Raw genomic sequence first — 14,644 nt, forward strand, 5'->3', positions numbered from 1 at the left:
AGCCGCCGGGCACGTGGCCGGCGGCGAGGGCCTCGCGGGCACCGGCGACATAGGGCACGGCCGCGGCGTCAACACGGGCCGCGACCCCGGAGGCGCGGCTCATCTTGTAAAGGTGGCCGAGCAGGCCGAATCCGGTGACGTCCGTCGCCGCCCGGATGCCCGCCGCGACGGCTGCCCGGGAGGCGTCACGGTTGAGGGTGACCATCGAGGCGATCGCCTCCTCGCTGCGCTCGCCGGTCGCCTTGTGCCGGTTGTTGAGCACCCCGACGCCGAGCGGCTTGGTCAGGCTGATCGGCAGCCCCGCCTCGGCGGCGTCGTTGCGCATGAGCCGCTCGGGGTCGGCCGTGCCGGTGACCGCCATGCCGTAGATCGGCTCGGGGGCGTCGATGCTGTGCCCACCGAGCACAGGGAATCCGGCCTCGGTCGCGAGGTCCAGGCCACCGCGCAGGACCTCGCGGAGCAGGTCGGTCGGCAGCAGCTCCCGCGGCCAGGCGACGAGGTTGATCCCCATGACCGGCTCGCCGCCCATGGCGTAGACGTCGGAGACCGCATTGGCCGCCGCGATCCGCCCCCAGTCGTAGGGGTCGTCGACGACCGGGGTGAAGAAGTCGGTGGTCGACAGCACGGCCTGACCGCCGGAGACGCGCACGGCAGCCGCGTCGTCACCGTCGTCGAGCCCGACGAGCACGTCTGCCCCGGGCGGCGCCGAGGCGTGCAGACCGGCGACGATCTGCTCGAGCTCGCCGGCCGGGATCTTGCAGGCGCAGCCTCCGCCGCGCGCGTACTGGGTCAGACGGATCGGCTCCATGACGACACCGTAGGGCCCACGGCCGGTGTCGGGCCCGGCGAGGTCCTAGGGTGGCCCGTGGAGGCGTCTGGGTTCCTGGTGGTCCCCCCGGTCTTCAACACCGGTGAGGCCGAGCATCTCGGTCTGGCGGGTTCGATTCCCGTCCGCCTCCGCCAGATCTTCACGACCACCACCACGCCCGACGAAGGGAGACCCGCCCGTGGACGAGGACCCGCGCCGGTCGATCCCCCGCACCGACACGCTGCTGGCGGATCCCCCCTTCGTCGTGGCGGCGGAGCGTCTCGGCCGGTCCGTGGTGCGCACGGCGATCGTCGCGGCCCAGCAGCGGGCGCGGGCCGGCGAGATCCCGCCGGACGAGGTCGCAGCCGCGGCCCTCGCGGCCCTGCCCACCCGGGCCTCGTCGCTCACGCCGGTGCTCAACGCGACGGGCGTCGTGGTGCACACCAATGTCGGGCGAGCACCCTTGTCCCCCAGCGCGATCGACGCGGTCGTCGATGCTGCGGGCTATGTCGACGTCGAGATGGACCTGACGACCGGAGCCCGCAGCCGACGGGGTGCGGGTGCCCTGGCAGCTCTGCTCGAGGCAGTGCCGGACGCCGCTGGTGCACTGGCGGTCAACAACGGCGCCGCCGCCCTCGTCCTCGCCACGACGGCCCTCGCCGCCGGGCTCGAGGTCGTCGTCTCGCGCGGCGAGATGGTCGAGATCGGCGACGGATTTCGCCTGCCCGACCTCATCGCCTCGACCGGCGCGCGCCTGCGCGAGGTCGGCACGACCAACCGCACGCACCTGCGCGACTACGCCGACGCCATCGGCCCCGAGACCGGGTGCGTGCTCAAGGTGCACCCGAGCAACTTCCGGGTGGACGGGTTCACGACCGCCGTCGGGCTCGAGGACCTGCGCGGTCTGACCCGGCCCGACGGCTCTCGGGTGCCGGTCGTCGCCGACATCGGCTCCGGGCTGCTGACGCCTGACCCCCTCCTGCCCGACGAACCCGACGCGACGTCCTGGCTGCGCGCCGGCGCGACGATCGTGACGGCCAGCGGCGACAAGCTGCTCGGCGGGCCCCAGGCAGGTCTCGTCCTCGGTGACGCCGAGGTCGTCGAGCGGCTGCAGCGCCACCCGCTCGCCCGGGCCCTGCGGGTCGACAAGCTCACCCTCGCCGCGCTCGAGGCGACCGTGCGCGGCCCGGTCCCGCCGGTCACCGCGTCGCTCCACGCCACCGCTGACTAGCTGCGGCCGAGGGTTGACACCCTGGCGACAGCGCTGGGCCGGGAGGTCGTCGCCGTCGACGGCCGCGTCGGCGGCGGAGGCGCCCCCGGCGCCTGCCACTGCCGGCCTGGGCGGTCGAAGTGCCCGTCGAGGCGGTCGAGCGGCTGCGTCGGCCCACCGATGGCGTGCCCGTCGTGCTCGCTCGTGTCGAGGGCGCCGCGGCCTGGTCGACCTGCGCTGCATCCCGGCCGACCGTGACGCCGACGTGGCGCGAGCGCTGCGAGCAGCCCTGGGCGACAACGCCGCCCACCACGGGACCGGGGCGGAGCCCCCTTCGTCATGAGGCGGGTGCTGGCGACCGCAGGCCACGTCGACCACGGCAAGTCCACGCTCGTCCGGGCGCTGACGGGGCGCGACCCGGACCGCCTGTCGGAGGAGCGGGACCGAGGGCTGACCATCGAGCTCGGCTATGCGTGGACGCGCCTGCCGGGTGGGGCCGAGATCGCCTTCGTCGACGTGCCGGGGCACCAGAGGTTCGTCGGGACGATGCTGTCGGGACTGGGGCGGCGCCGGCCGTGGTCTTCGTCGTCGCGGCGGATCAGGGCTGGCAGGCGCAGAGCAGCGAACACCTCGCGGCGGTGCAGGCGCTCGGCATCACCGATGGCCTGCTCGTCATCACCCGCTGCGACCTCGCCGACGACGACCGCACTGCAGCGGTCCGTGGCGAGGCGGGTCGGCATCTGGCCGGGGCCGGTCTCGACGTGCCTGCCGTCGAGGCGCCGCGGCGAAGGGGGTCGGTCTCGACGACCTGCGCACCGCCCTCGGCGACCTCGCCGCCCGGCTGCCGGAGCCGGATCCCGCTGCGGCAGTGCGACTCTGGTGCGATCGGGCGTTTTTCGGTGTCGGGTGCGGGCACCGTCGTCACGGGCACGCTCGGCGCCGGCACGGTCCGCACCGGCGACCGACTGCTGCTGCTCGACCTCGGCGCCACCCGTGAGGTGACGGTCCGCGGACTGCACAGCCAGGACGAAGCGCGCGAGTCCGTCGGACCGGTCTCGCGGACCGCGGTCAACCTCCGCCGCGTCGACGACGTCGGCCGCTCGGCCGTGCTGCTCACCCCCGACGCCTGGGAGCTCGCCCCGACCGTCGACGTACAGCTCACCGAGGTCCCCACAACTTCGCAAAACCCTAGGGTCATGCAGGGTTTGGCGGGAGGTCATGGCGCGGCGGGGGCTCGCGACCTCAAGAAGATGCGGGTACCCGAACAAGCGACGCTGCACGTGGGGTCGGTCGACGTGCCGGTGCACGTGCGGCCGCTCGGCGACGACCTCGCGCGGCTGTCGGCGAGCGTCGACCTGCCGTGGCGGGTGGGTGACCGAGCGATCCTGCGCGACCCGGGCAGCCGACGGCTGTGGTCCGTGCGGGTCCTCGACGTCGACCCGCTCCCCCTCGTCCGACGTGGCGCGGCCCGACTGCGAGCCGAGGCGCTCGGGCAGGCCGACCCGGACCGGACCGCCTCGCTCGGGGTGGGCCCGGGCTGTCCGCGCGCCTTGCCGAGCGGGTCGAGGTGCTCGACCGACTCGGCCTCCCCCCTCCCCCCGACGCCGTGCGTCAAGGCGACTGGTGGGTCGACCCGCTCGCCCGCGAGGCGTGGCGGGTGCGTCTGGTCGCCGTCCTGCGCGCCGAGCACGAGAGCGACCCCCTGAGCGCCGGAGTGCCGCTGCACGAGGCGGGCCGCCACCTCCTGCTGCCCGATCACCTGCCCGACGACTTCGGGGTCGCCCTCGTCCGTGCCCTCGTCCCCGACACCGGCCTGACGATCACCGACGGCCGGGTCCACGACCCGACCGCCGCTGGCCTGGGGCACGCGGAGGCGGGGGTCGCGGCTCTCGAGGAGAGGCTGCGGGCCACTCCCTTCGTCGCGCCGGAGAGAGGCGACCTCGACGACCTCGGGCTGGGCCCCGCGGAGCTCGCCGCGGCGGCGCGCCTCGGCCGGCTGCTGCGGCTGCCCGACGACGTCGTCCTCCTGCCGAGCGGTCCGGCGCACGCGATGCGACTGCTCGCGGGGCTGGAGCAGCCATTCACCCTGAGCGCTGCGCGTCAGGCGCTGGGCACGACCCGCCGGGTCGCCGTGCCGCTGCTCGAGCACCTCGACTCACGGGGATGGACCCGTCGGGTCGACGGGAGCCTGCGCGAGGTCGTGCGCTAGTCGGTAACCCCCGGCCGGAGCAGGCGAAGACCGGCCGACTCCCCCGCGGCGCACAGCTCTCGGTCGTACGCGGCCAGCACTTCCGACTGCATCCGCAGGGCCGTGGAAAGGTGGATCGCGTCGGCGCTGCGCAGCCCCCATCCGCTCGTCGCTGCTCGGTCGAGGTCCTCACGGGTGACGTCGGCCAGGGTGATCATCTCCAGCACGGCGTTGACCGCGGTCACGTCCCACACCGATCGGCGCTGGGCTGCGCAGTGCAGCTCGGTGAAGAGCAGCCTGGAGGAGAGCAGGACGTCGGCGGGATCCAGTGCGGTGAGCGCGGCCGCCAGGGGTTCCGACTCCGCCTCGGCCGCCAGCAGCTTGAAGGCCGCGGACGTGTCGAGGTAGACGATCATCGATCGCCTCGGAGGTCCTCGAGCACCTCGGCCGTGTCCACGCCTTCGACTCGGTGGATGCTCGAGAAGTCCCGCGCCGCACGCGCTGGCTGCACCTGCCCCGACGCGACCGCCTCCTCGAATGCAGAACCCCCCAGGGGCACCATTCGCGCAACCGGCTCGCCTCGGTTGGTCACGGTCAGGCTCTCACCCGCCGCCACCCGACGCAGCACCTCGGCGCTGTCGTTGCGGAGCTCCCGATGCGAGATGGTTGCCATGTAGCAAGCGTAGCAACCGACGTCAGGCGGCGGCAGTGGCGACCTCGAGGGTTGTCGTGACCGGCACGCCCTGCGTCAGGTTGTCGAGGACGGGGCAGTGCTCGGCGACGGCCTGCTCGAGGCGGCGGTAGTCCGCCTCGCTTGCCGGGCAGGCGACCCGGATGCCCAGCTCGATCCCCTGGAAGCCGGGGCGCACGGCCTCGTCGGTGCCGAAGAACCCGGCGAGGTCGATCGTGCCCTCGAGGTCGACGTCGACGGAGTCGACCGCGATGCCGAGCTTGCCGGCCCAGACCTGGTAGCTGATGACGGTGCACGAGGCGAGGGCCGCGAGCAGGTGCTCGATGGGGTTGGCGCCCTTGTCGGCGCCGCCGAGGCTCTCCGGCTCGTCGATGGTGAACTCGTGCTGGCGGGCGGTGATCGCGACCTCGGTCCCGGTGACGAGGCGGCCCTGCACGCTCGAGGTGAGGATGGTCGAGGCGGTGGCGGTGGCGGACATGCGTGCTCCTGTGTGGGTCACGGGGCGGCGACGCCCCTCGCTTGGCCCGGTCGGTCGACCGAGCCCAGGTCCTCACCCGGGGCACCCCACCGAAGGGAGGAGGGTTGCCGCCCAGCCAGCCGGGGCTTCGCGCTGGGACTCATGACCTACCCATAACGTGACATGATTCAATCCATAATGTCCAGTTATATATCGATGGGTGGGACGGGGCGCTTCAGGTCGACGGTGAAGAGCGGCAGGAAGAGCTGGGCCAGCGGCCCGATGGCCACCGCGTAGAGCACCGTGCCGACGCCGACGGTGCCGCCGAGCAGCCAGCCGACGGCGACGACGGCGACTTCGATGCCGGTGCGCACGAGTCGGATCGAGCCACCGGTGATGCGGGCCAGGCCGGTCATCAGCCCGTCGCGCGGGCCGGGGCCGAACTGCGAGCCGATGTACATGCCGGTCGCGACGCCGTTGAGCACCACGCCCCCGAGGAGCAGGGCGATGCGCCAGACCATGCCGATCGGCTCGTCGAGGACAGACAGCACGAGGTCGGCGGACGGCCCGATGAGCAAGGCGTTGCCGATCGTCCCCAGACCGGGCTTCTGCCGCAGGGGGATCCACCCGAGCAGCACGAGAAGCGAGACGCCGATGACGATCGTGCCGAAGCTCAGCGGGATGTGGTGCGAGACGCCGACGTGCAGCACGTCCCACGGGATCTGGCCGAGGGTCGCGCGCAGGACCATCGCCATGGATGCGCCGTAGAGGAAGAGCCCGGCGAGCAGGAGCGGCAGGCGGACACCGAGGCGGCCGGCGCGCAGCTGCTCGATCGGGCCGATGTCAGCGAGGGCCCGGCCGCGCGGGGCGCGGGTCGGGACGGGGTCGTGGGTCACGAGGTCACCCTGCACCCGGGCGGTCGACGATGTCGACCCGGTTCGGCCCTACGAGACGGCCACGGTCGCCCGTCCACGCGGAGCGTGGGACCTGCCCGGGGACCGAGGGCGAGGGAGGCGTCAGTCGCCCTCGGTCTTGCGGCCTCGGGAGACGACCTTGCGGTCCGGCGTGAAGACGACCTGGGGGTCCTTGCCCTCGTAGTCGAACTGGTTGAGGAAGAAGCGGATCGCGTTGATCCGACCACGCTTCTTGTCGTTGGACTTGATGACCGTCCACGGCGCATGCCGGGTGTCGGTCCGCCGGAACATCTCCTCCTTGGCCTCGGTGTAGGCCTCCCACTTGTCGAGGCTCTCGAGGTCCATCGGGGAGAGCTTCCACCGGCGCACCGGGTCGATCTGGCGGATGGCGAAGCGGGTCCGCTGCTCCTGCTGGGTCACCGAGAACCACAGCTTGGTGACGTGCACCCCGGCGTCGGCGAGCATCCGCTCGATCTTCGGCGCCTGGTCCATGAAGCCCTCGTACTGCTCGTCGCTGCAGAAGCCCATGACCCGCTCGACGCCGGCCCGGTTGTACCAGGAGCGGTCGAAGAGGACGATCTCGCCACTCGTCGGCAGGTGCTGGATGTAGCGCTGGAAGTACCACTGCCCGAGCTCGCGGTCGCTCGGCTTCGTCAGGGCGACGACGCGGGCACCACGCGGGTTGAGGTGCTCGGTGAAGCGCTTGATCGTGCCGCCCTTGCCCGCCGCGTCGCGGCCCTCGAAGAGGACGACGAACTTGCGGCCGGTGTCGTTGGCCCAGTTCTGGAACTTCAACAGCTCGATCTGCAGCAGGTACTTCTGGACGTCGTACTCCTCGCGCTCCATGAGGGAGTCGTAGGGGTAGTTCTCCCGCCAGGTCTCGACGGCCTTGCCGTCGGGGGCGATGAGCATCGGGTCGTCGCCCTGGTCGTCACGCACGGTGTAGCCCTCGACCATGAGCCGGTCGATGTACTCGCGGAGGTTCTGCTGCATGCGTGATGGATACCAAGGTCAGGTTGACGGGAGGTGGACGTCAGGCGAAGGGAGGAGCGCGCGCGGCTGCTTCAATGGCGCCATGGAGCAGCGCCGCGCGTACTGGGACGACACCCACCTCTACGAGGTCGACACCGAGGTCGTCGCGGTGTGCGACGAGCCGACTCCCGGCATTGCCGTGCGCGAGGGCATCGTCCACCCGAAGGGGGGCGGCCAGCCGGACGACATCGTCACCGTCGACGGTGGTCCCGTCTCGGTGAGCAAAGACGACGCAGCGGTGTGGCTGCACCCCGAGGGCGACCTGCCCGCCGTCGGCGAGAGCGTGCACGTCGCGATCGACCCGGAGGTGCGGCGTCGGCACGCGGCGCTCCACTCGGCCGGCCACCTGCTCGACGCGTGCGTCGTGCCGCTCGGGTTCGTCAACGTCGGCCTGAGCCACGCGCCGGGCCAGGCCTTCCTGCTCTACGACGTCGACGGCGGCTCCCTGCCCGAGGGCGAGGAGGAGAAGGCCGCGCTCGTCGAGACGATCCTCGCCCGGGCCCGCGAGCACGTCGCCGCGGCTCTGCCCTACAGCGCCGAGGTCGACGCCGAGGGCGTGCGCCGGGTGACGATCGAGGGCCTGCAGACCGACCCGTGTGGTGGGACGCACGTGCGCACGACGGCCGACCTCACCGGCATCCAGATCACCCGCGTGCGCACCAAGAAGGGGCAGCTCAAGCTGAGCTACACGGCCGAGCACGCGTGAGCGTCTGCGATGGTGGGGGCATGAGGTGGCCCTGCGACAACACCTTCGTCCGTGATCTCGGCTGGCTCGGGGCGCGGGTCGACCCGGTCCCCGTGCGCGCCCCCGAGCTGCTGCGCTCGACGACGACCTCGCCGTCGAGCTCGGCCTCGACCCGGACGCCCTGCGCTCCCCGGACGGCGTCGCGGTCCTCGCGGGCAATGCCGTCGCCGAGGGATCGGAGCCGATCGCCCAGGCCTACGCCGGCCACCAGTTCGGTCACCTCTCCCCGATGCTCGGCGACGGTCGGGCCCACCTGCTCGGGGAGGTCGTCGACACCCGCGGCCGACGCCGCGACATCGCGCTCAAGGGGTCCGGGCGCACCCCCTTCTCCCGGGGCGGTGACGGCCGCGCGGTCATGGGGCCCGTGCTGCGCGAGGTCCTCGTCTCCGAGTTCATGCACGCGGTCGGCGTGCCGACGACGCGGGCCCTGGCTGCCGTCGCAACCGGTGAGCCGGTGCTGCGCGAGCGGCCCCTGCCGGGCGCCGTCCTCACCCGGGTCGCCGCCTCGCACCTGCGCATCGGCACCCTCGTCCTCGTCGCCACGCAGGGCAGCCTCGAGCAGCTCGCCGCCGTCGTCGAGCACGCCCGCGCCCGGCACCACCCCGACATCCCGAAGAACGACCCGATGGCTCTGCTCACCGCGGTCGTCGAGCGACAGGCCGAGCTCATCGCGCAGTGGATGTCCCTCGGCTTCATCCACGGGGTGATGAACACCGACAACATGACCCTCTCCGGCGAGACGATCGACTACGGCCCGTGCGCCTTCCTCGACGCCTACGACCCGGAGACCTTCTTCAGCAGCGTCGACACCGCTGGCCGGTACCGCTACTCCGCGCAGCCGACGATGGCGCTGTGGGGCCTGGCGCGGCTGGCCGAGTGCCTCATCCCGCTCGCCGAGGGCGAGGCCGACGACCTCGTGACGCAGGCGCAGGAGCGGCTCGAGGCCTTCACCCCGGCCTACGAGCAGCACGTGCTCGACAACTTCCGCATCAAGCTCGGCCTCGTCCGCGACGTCGCCGGGGACAACGCGCTCGTCGAGGACCTGCTGCAGATCGCCGCGGACGAGTCGCTGGACTTCACCGGCCTCTTCCGCGACCTCTCCCGGGTGCTGCGCGACGAGCCGACGCCGACCCTGGACCGCGTCCGGGACGTGGCGCGGTGGCAGGCCTGGCGGGACCGGTGGCTGACCCGCCTGCACGGCGAGGGCAAGGCCCCCGCGGACAGCGCCGAGATCATGGACGAGACCAACCCCGTCCACATCCCCCGCAACCACCTCGTCGAGGAGGCCCTCGCCGCGGCGCACGCGGGCAACCTCGCTCCCTTCGAGCAGCTGCTCGAGGTGCTCCGGTCCCCCTTCGTCGAGCAGCCGGGGCTGGAGCGCTACACGGAGCCGGCCGACCCCGACTTCACGCGGGGCTACATCACCTACTGCGGGACCTAGCAGACTGGTCCCATGGGCAAGAAGACGAAGGGCGGCGCCACCCCCGCGACGAAGGCGCTGGCTGCGGCCGGGGTCGAGTTCGTCGAGCGCGCGTACGACCACGACCCGCGGGCCGAGTCCTACGGCATGGAGGCCGCAGAGGCGCTCGGGGTCCAGCCGGCGAGGGTCTTCAAGACCCTCCTCGCGCAGACCGATCTCCCCCGAGACCACGGCCTCGTCGTCGGCGTCGTCCCCGTGACCGGCCAGCTCGACCTCAAGGCCCTCGCGGCCGCCGTCGGCGCGAAGAAGGCGAGCATGGCCGACCCCGCCCTCGCCGAGAAGACGACCGGCTATGTCGTCGGCGGGATCAGCCCGATCGGCCAGAAGCGCTCTCTGACAACGGTGCTCGACGAGTCAGCCCTCACCTACGACACCGTCTTCGTCAGCGGTGGGCGGCGGGGGCTGGACCTCGAGCTCGCGCCGGGTGACCTCGTCGAGGTCACCCGGGCGATCACGGCCGACATCGCGAAGGGGAGCTGACTCCCCTTCGTCGGTCAGCGGAGGCGGTCGACCTGGCTGACGCACCCGATCGGCAGGTCCCCGCCGTAGACGTGCGGGAAGAGCTCGTCGCCGCCGAGGACCGCCGGCTCGTAGCGCACGTCGAGGCCGTGCCCGTCGAGCGAGGCCTCGTCGATCGTCAGGAGCAGGAGCGGCTCGGTGACGTCGGCGTAGAAGCGGCCGAGGACTCCTTGAAGCTGCTCCGGCGAGCCGCTGCAGTGCATGAAGCCCTCCTCGGTGATCGTCCGCCCGCGCGTGGACACGGGGTAGCTGCCGGCGGACTGCGCTGCCTGCCAGTCGGACTCGAGGGCGATGTGCTGGAGGGTCATGGGTTCCATGGTGCCTCTAGCGTGACCCCATGACCATGACGCCGCGGGAGGACCAGAACCGCCGCCTGCTGCGGGCACGGGACGCCATGGACCGCGACTACGCGAGCGAGCTGGACATCCTTTCGCTCGCCCGGGTGGCACTGATGTCGCCGGCGCACTTCTCCCGGCAGTTCGCGGCGACCTTCGGCGAGACGCCGCACCGCTACCTGCAGCGGCGGCGGATCGAGCGGGCGATGACCCTGCTGCGCGACCACGACCGCAGCGTCACCGAGGTCGCGCTGGCCGTCGGCTACGACAGCCTCGGCACCTTCAGCCGGACCTTCCGTCGGGTCACCGGGCGCACGCCGAGCGACTTCCGCGACGAAGCGCCGATCGCCGCGCCGGGGTGCGTGGTGACGCGGTGGACGAGACCGAGCAGTTTCGGAGAAGCGCCCCAGCCGCCGCGTCCCTAGGTTGGAACCATGCTCACAGGAATCAGCCACCACTCCGTCTACGTCCTCGACCAGGACCAGGCCCTCGACTTCTACTGCGGCAAGCTCGGCTTCAAGGTGAGCGCCGACGTCGATCTGGGCTTCATGCGCTGGCTCACCATCGCGCTGCCCGCCCAGCCCGACCGGCAGATCATGCTCGAGGTGCCGGGCGCTCCCTTCGTCGACGAGGAGACCGCGGCCCAGCTGCGGGACCTGCTCACCAAGGGCGCGCTCGGAGCCGCCGCCATCCTCACGACCGACGACTGCCGGGCCACCTACGAGGACCTGCGGGCGAAGGGGGTGGAGTTCACCGAGGAGCCGACCGAGCGCCCCTACGGCATCGACTGCGCGCTGCGGGACCCCTTCGGCAACCCGGTGCGGATCACGCAGCCCGCAGAGGGCCCCGTGACCGCCGAGGACTTCGCCGAGCACGGGGAGAGCGCCACCGACCTGCGGGGCTGAGTCAGCCCATCCGCACGCCGATGTACTTCGTCTCGAGGAACTCGTCGATGCCGGTGAAGCCGCCCTCGCGGCCGACGCCGGACTCCTTGATCCCGCCGAAGGGAGCGGCGGGGTTGGAGACGACGCCCTGGTTGAGGCCGACCATGCCGGCCTCGAGGGCCTCGCTCACCCGCAGCCCGCGGTCGAGCCCCTGGGTGAAGACGTAGGAGATCAGGCCGAAGGGGGTGTCGTTGGCCAGCGCGATCGCCTCCTCCTCGGTGTCGAACTCGGTGATCGCCGCGACCGGGCCGAAGATCTCGGCGCTGCCCATCTGCGCCTCCGCGGGCACGCCGGTGAGCACGGTCGCCGGGTAGAAGTAGCCGTCGCGGTCCGCGGGGGCGCCGCCGAGCTGCGCGGTGGCCCCGCGGTCGAGGGCGTCGCGGACGAGCTCGTCGACCTTGTCGACCGCCTTCTGGTTGACGAGCGGGCGACGACGACGCCGTCCTCGACGCCGCGGCCCATCGGCAGGGCGCCCATCCGCTCTCCCAGCCGGCGGGCGAACTCCGCGGCGACGCCACGCTGCACGAGGATCCGGTTGGCCGCGGTGCAGGCCTGGCCGATGTTGCGCATCTTCGCGGCCATGGCCCCCTCGACGGCGACGTCGAGGTCGGCGTCGTCGAAGACGAGGAAGGGGGCATTGCCGCCGAGCTCCATCGACGTTCGCATGACGGTCTTCGCGGCGAGCTCGAGGAGGTGCTTGCCGACGGGCGTCGACCCGGTGAAGGAGATCTTGCGCGAGCGCTGGTCGAGGATCATCGGGCGCATGACGTCGTCGCTCTTGCTCGTCGTCACGACGTTGACCACACCCGCCGGCAAGCCCGCCTGCACGAGGATGTCGGCGAGCGCGAGGGTCGACAGCGGCGTCTCGGCCGCCGGCTTGATGACCGACGTGCACCCGGCGGCGATGGCCGGCCCGATCTTCCGGGTGCCCATCGCCATCGGGAAGTTCCACGGGGTGATGAGGATGCACGGGCCGACCGGCTGCTTGGCGACGAGGAAGCGCGAGCCGCCCGCCGGCGCGGTCATGAAGCCGCCGTCGATGCGCACGGCCTCCTCGGCGAACCAGCGGAAGAACTCGGCGGCGTAGGCCACCTCCCCCTTCGCCTCGGCCAGGGGCTTGCCCATCTCGAGGGTCATGATCAGGGCGAGCCGGTCGACGTCGGCGAGCATGAGGTCACGGGCGCGGGTGAGGATCTCGCTGCGCTCGCGGGGCGGCACCTGCGCCCACTCCGCCTGGGCCGCGACGGCGGCGTCGAGGGCCGCCGCGGCCTCGTCGGGGTCGGCGTCGGCGACCTCGAGAGGTGCTCGCCGGTCGACGGGTCGTCGACGGGCATCGTCGCGCGGGTCGTGCGCCACTCGCCCCCGATGAAGAGGCCGGTGGGCACCGAGGCGATCGCCTCGCGCTCCTGCTCGCGGGTGACCTCTGGCGTGTCCGTGGTCGTCATGGAAGGCTCCTTCGTCAGCGTCCTTGCCGTCTCCCCAACCGTAGACGTATTGTCAACAATCAGACGAACAACCCCACCTCGGAGGTCCCGATGACAGCGCTGTCCCCCCTGCTGAAGCAGGCCACCCCCGTGACGATCGACCACGCCCTCGGCTCGGAGATCTTCGACGTCGACGGCAACCGCCACCTCGACTTCACCGCCGGCATCGGCGTCGTGAGCACCGGGCACTGCCACCCCAAGGTCGTCGCCGCCGCGCAGGAGCAGGTCGGCAAGCTCATCCACGGCCAGTACACGACGGTCATGCACCAGCCGCTGCTCGCCCTCGTCGACAAACTGCAGGGGGTCCTCCCTTCGCACCTCGACAGCCTCTTCTTCGCCAACTCCGGCAGCGAGGCGCTCGAGGCCTCCCTCCGCCTCTCGCGGCAGGCGACCGGTCGGCCCAATGTCATCGTCTTCCACGGCGGCTTCCACGGCCGCACCGTCGCGACGGCGACGATGACGACCTCCGGCACCCGCTTCTCGGCCGGCTTCAGCCCGCTCATGGGCGGGGTCCACGTCGCCCCCTTCCCCACCGCCTACCGCTACGGCTGGAGCGAGGAGGAGGCCACCGCCTTCGCCCTCAAGGAGCTCGACTACATCCTCGCGACGCTCACCTCACCGCAGGAGACCGCCGCCTTCATCGTCGAGCCGGTCCTCGGCGAAGGGGGCTACATCCCCGGCAACACCGCCTTCTTCCAGGGGCTGCGCGAACGGGCCGACAAGCACGGGATCCTCCTCGTCATGGACGAGGTCCAGACCGGCTTCGGCCGCACCGGCAAGATGTTCGGCCACGAGCACTTCGACGTGAAGCCCGACATCATCACCCTGGCGAAGGGGATCGCCTCCGGCTTCCCCATCTCCGGCATCGCCGCGAGCGAGGAGCTGATGAGCAAGGCGTGGCCGGGCTCGCAGGGCGGCACCTACGGCGGCAACGCCGTCGCCTGCGCCGCGGCCGTCGCCACCCTCGAGGTCATCGAGGAGGAGGGCCTGGTCGCCAACTCCGCCGAGCGCGGGACCCAGCTGCTCGAGGGCGCGAAGGCCGCCAGGGTCGACGGGATCGGCGACGTGCGCGGACTCGGCCTGCTCGTCGGCAGCGAGTTCACCGCCGCCGACGGCACGCCCGACACCGCCCGCGCCCAGGCGGCGCAGCAGCTCGCCGCCAAGAAGGGCCTGCTCCTGCTCACCTGCGGCGCCCACATGAACGTCGTGCGGATGGTCCCACCGCTCGTCGTCACCGCCGAGCAGGTCGACGAGGCCCTGGGGATCTGGGGCAAGGTCCTGGCGGAGGTCTGACATGACGCGGCACGTCACCATCACGCTCGAGAGTCGTGGGGTGACGTGCCGCGCGCGTCTCCTCGACGACGAGGCACCCCTGACCTGCGCGGCCGTCTGGGACGCGCTGCCCGCGGGCGGCGACGCCTTCCACGCGAAGTACGCGCGCAACGAGGTCTACACGCTGCTGCCAAGGATCACCGCGGCCCCGCGCCGCGAAAATCCCACGGTCACCCCGATCCCGGGCGACGTCTGCCTCTTCGACTTCGAGCCGTGGGAGATCGGCAACCCGGCCTACGGTTACGAGCCCGGGTCCGAGGCGCACGCCGCCCAGGGCGCGACCGACCTGGCGATCTTCTACGGCCGCAACAACCTGCTCATCAACGGCGACGTCGGCTGGGTGCCCGGGTCGGTCTTCGCGACGATCGAGGAGGGCCTGGCCGAGATGGCGGCGGCCTGCACCGACCTGTGGCGCAACGGCTTTGCCGGCGAGCGGTTGCTCTTCGCGCGGGCCTGACCTGCGCGCCAGCACGCTCGACATGAGCACCTGCCCCTTCGCAAGGGT

At 72.1% G+C, this 14,644-nt stretch carries 16 protein-coding genes, 1 tRNA gene, 3 pseudogenes and 1 riboswitch; of the genes and pseudogenes, 12 read left to right on the forward strand and 8 right to left on the reverse strand.

Annotation, left to right across the window (positions count from 1 at the left end):
* On the reverse strand, nucleotides 1-808 hold an 808-nt coding region (gene selD, locus AC2W7J_RS01305), incomplete at its 3' end, for a selenide, water dikinase SelD (RefSeq protein ID WP_485981085.1).
* A 59-nt stretch (nucleotides 809-867) separates the two neighbouring features.
* Here selD and AC2W7J_RS01310 point away from each other — a divergent pair.
* The 5 genes and pseudogenes from AC2W7J_RS01310 to AC2W7J_RS01330 all read left to right on the forward strand — a co-directional run bounded on the left by AC2W7J_RS01310 (nucleotide 868) and on the right by AC2W7J_RS01330 (nucleotide 4,227).
* Nucleotides 868-963, forward strand: a tRNA-Sec gene (locus AC2W7J_RS01310).
* A gap of 44 nt (nucleotides 964-1,007) precedes the next feature.
* Nucleotides 1,008-2,361, forward strand: a pseudogene (gene selA / locus AC2W7J_RS01315) (L-seryl-tRNA(Sec) selenium transferase).
* Nucleotides 2,358-2,519 (forward strand): annotated as a pseudogene (locus AC2W7J_RS01320) (hypothetical protein); the annotation flags it as partial. The pseudogenes selA and AC2W7J_RS01320, both read left to right, overlap by 4 nt.
* Before the next feature lie 74 nt (nucleotides 2,520-2,593).
* Nucleotides 2,594-3,724: a hypothetical protein gene (locus AC2W7J_RS01325; protein ID WP_485981141.1), complete on the forward strand. Its 1,131-nt coding sequence runs from the start codon at nucleotides 2,594-2,596 to the stop codon at nucleotides 3,722-3,724.
* Nucleotides 3,676-4,227, forward strand: a complete 552-nt coding sequence (locus tag AC2W7J_RS01330; RefSeq protein WP_485981087.1) for a SelB domain-containing protein — start codon at nucleotides 3,676-3,678, stop codon at nucleotides 4,225-4,227. The genes AC2W7J_RS01325 and AC2W7J_RS01330 overlap by 49 nt, the downstream gene beginning before the upstream one ends.
* On the opposite strand, the gene AC2W7J_RS01335 is transcribed toward AC2W7J_RS01330, so the two are convergent.
* The 5 genes from AC2W7J_RS01335 to ppk2 all read right to left on the reverse strand — a co-directional run bounded on the left by AC2W7J_RS01335 (nucleotide 4,224) and on the right by ppk2 (nucleotide 7,261).
* Entirely contained in the window at nucleotides 4,224-4,622 is a 399-nt protein-coding gene (locus AC2W7J_RS01335; protein ID WP_485981088.1) for a type II toxin-antitoxin system VapC family toxin, read from the reverse strand. The two genes, AC2W7J_RS01330 and AC2W7J_RS01335, sit on opposite strands and share 4 nt — an antisense overlap.
* Entirely contained in the window at nucleotides 4,619-4,879 is a 261-nt protein-coding gene (locus tag AC2W7J_RS01340; protein ID WP_072625853.1) for a type II toxin-antitoxin system Phd/YefM family antitoxin, read from the reverse strand. Before AC2W7J_RS01340 ends, AC2W7J_RS01335 begins: the two co-directional genes overlap by 4 nt.
* Before the next feature lie 22 nt (nucleotides 4,880-4,901).
* Complete coding sequence (locus tag AC2W7J_RS01345; protein ID WP_485981090.1) at nucleotides 4,902-5,375, reverse strand: OsmC family protein; 474 nt, start codon at nucleotides 5,373-5,375, stop codon at nucleotides 4,902-4,904.
* A gap of 32 nt (nucleotides 5,376-5,407) precedes the next feature.
* A riboswitch (SAM riboswitch) is annotated at nucleotides 5,408-5,522 on the reverse strand.
* 38 nt (nucleotides 5,523-5,560) lie between these two features.
* A complete protein-coding gene (gene yczE, locus AC2W7J_RS01350) occupies nucleotides 5,561-6,250 on the reverse strand; it encodes a membrane protein YczE (protein ID WP_485981092.1) in 690 nt (229 codons plus the stop codon).
* A gap of 120 nt (nucleotides 6,251-6,370) precedes the next feature.
* The gene (gene ppk2, locus AC2W7J_RS01355) at nucleotides 6,371-7,261 is read right to left on the reverse strand and encodes a polyphosphate kinase 2 (protein WP_421007891.1); all 891 of its coding nucleotides are present in this window, start codon (nucleotides 7,259-7,261) and stop codon (nucleotides 6,371-6,373) included.
* Between the two features lie 82 nt (nucleotides 7,262-7,343).
* On the opposite strand from ppk2, the gene AC2W7J_RS01360 reads away from it, so the two are divergent.
* The 3 genes from AC2W7J_RS01360 to ybaK all read left to right on the forward strand — a co-directional run bounded on the left by AC2W7J_RS01360 (nucleotide 7,344) and on the right by ybaK (nucleotide 10,005).
* The gene (locus AC2W7J_RS01360) at nucleotides 7,344-8,006 is read left to right on the forward strand and encodes an alanyl-tRNA editing protein (RefSeq protein ID WP_485981094.1); all 663 of its coding nucleotides are present in this window, start codon (nucleotides 7,344-7,346) and stop codon (nucleotides 8,004-8,006) included.
* 61 nt (nucleotides 8,007-8,067) lie between these two features.
* On the forward strand, nucleotides 8,068-9,486 hold the full coding sequence (locus tag AC2W7J_RS01365; RefSeq protein ID WP_485981135.1) for a protein adenylyltransferase SelO: 1,419 nt from the start codon (nucleotides 8,068-8,070) through the stop codon (nucleotides 9,484-9,486).
* A 12-nt stretch (nucleotides 9,487-9,498) separates the two neighbouring features.
* On the forward strand, nucleotides 9,499-10,005 hold the full coding sequence (gene ybaK / locus AC2W7J_RS01370; RefSeq protein ID WP_485981096.1) for a Cys-tRNA(Pro) deacylase: 507 nt from the start codon (nucleotides 9,499-9,501) through the stop codon (nucleotides 10,003-10,005).
* Nucleotides 10,006-10,019: 14 nt separating this feature from the next.
* On the opposite strand, the gene AC2W7J_RS01375 is transcribed toward ybaK, so the two are convergent.
* Nucleotides 10,020-10,352, reverse strand: a complete 333-nt coding sequence (locus AC2W7J_RS01375) for a DUF952 domain-containing protein (RefSeq protein ID WP_485981097.1) — start codon at nucleotides 10,350-10,352, stop codon at nucleotides 10,020-10,022.
* 29 nt (nucleotides 10,353-10,381) lie between these two features.
* On the opposite strand from AC2W7J_RS01375, the gene AC2W7J_RS01380 reads away from it, so the two are divergent.
* Nucleotides 10,382-10,804 carry a helix-turn-helix transcriptional regulator gene (locus AC2W7J_RS01380; protein WP_485981099.1) on the forward strand — a complete coding sequence of 141 codons (423 nt, stop codon included), beginning with the start codon at nucleotides 10,382-10,384 and terminating at the stop codon, nucleotides 10,802-10,804.
* A 9-nt stretch (nucleotides 10,805-10,813) separates the two neighbouring features.
* The gene (locus tag AC2W7J_RS01385) at nucleotides 10,814-11,284 is read left to right on the forward strand and encodes a VOC family protein (protein ID WP_485981100.1); all 471 of its coding nucleotides are present in this window, start codon (nucleotides 10,814-10,816) and stop codon (nucleotides 11,282-11,284) included.
* 1 nt (nucleotide 11,285) lies between these two features.
* Here AC2W7J_RS01385 and AC2W7J_RS01390 read toward each other — a convergent pair.
* Nucleotides 11,286-12,768: pseudogene (locus AC2W7J_RS01390) on the reverse strand (NAD-dependent succinate-semialdehyde dehydrogenase).
* Between the two features lie 90 nt (nucleotides 12,769-12,858).
* Here AC2W7J_RS01390 and AC2W7J_RS01395 point away from each other — a divergent pair.
* Both AC2W7J_RS01395 and AC2W7J_RS01400 read left to right on the forward strand, forming a co-directional pair.
* The gene (locus AC2W7J_RS01395; RefSeq protein ID WP_485981102.1) at nucleotides 12,859-14,100 is read left to right on the forward strand and encodes an aspartate aminotransferase family protein; all 1,242 of its coding nucleotides are present in this window, start codon (nucleotides 12,859-12,861) and stop codon (nucleotides 14,098-14,100) included.
* Between the two features lies 1 nt (nucleotide 14,101).
* A complete protein-coding gene (locus tag AC2W7J_RS01400) occupies nucleotides 14,102-14,596 on the forward strand; it encodes a DUF3830 family protein (protein WP_485981103.1) in 495 nt (164 codons plus the stop codon).
* The last annotated feature ends 48 nt before the right edge of the window (nucleotides 14,597-14,644 follow it).

This window comes from Janibacter sp. CFPM2_SD2, from assembly GCF_057364645.1.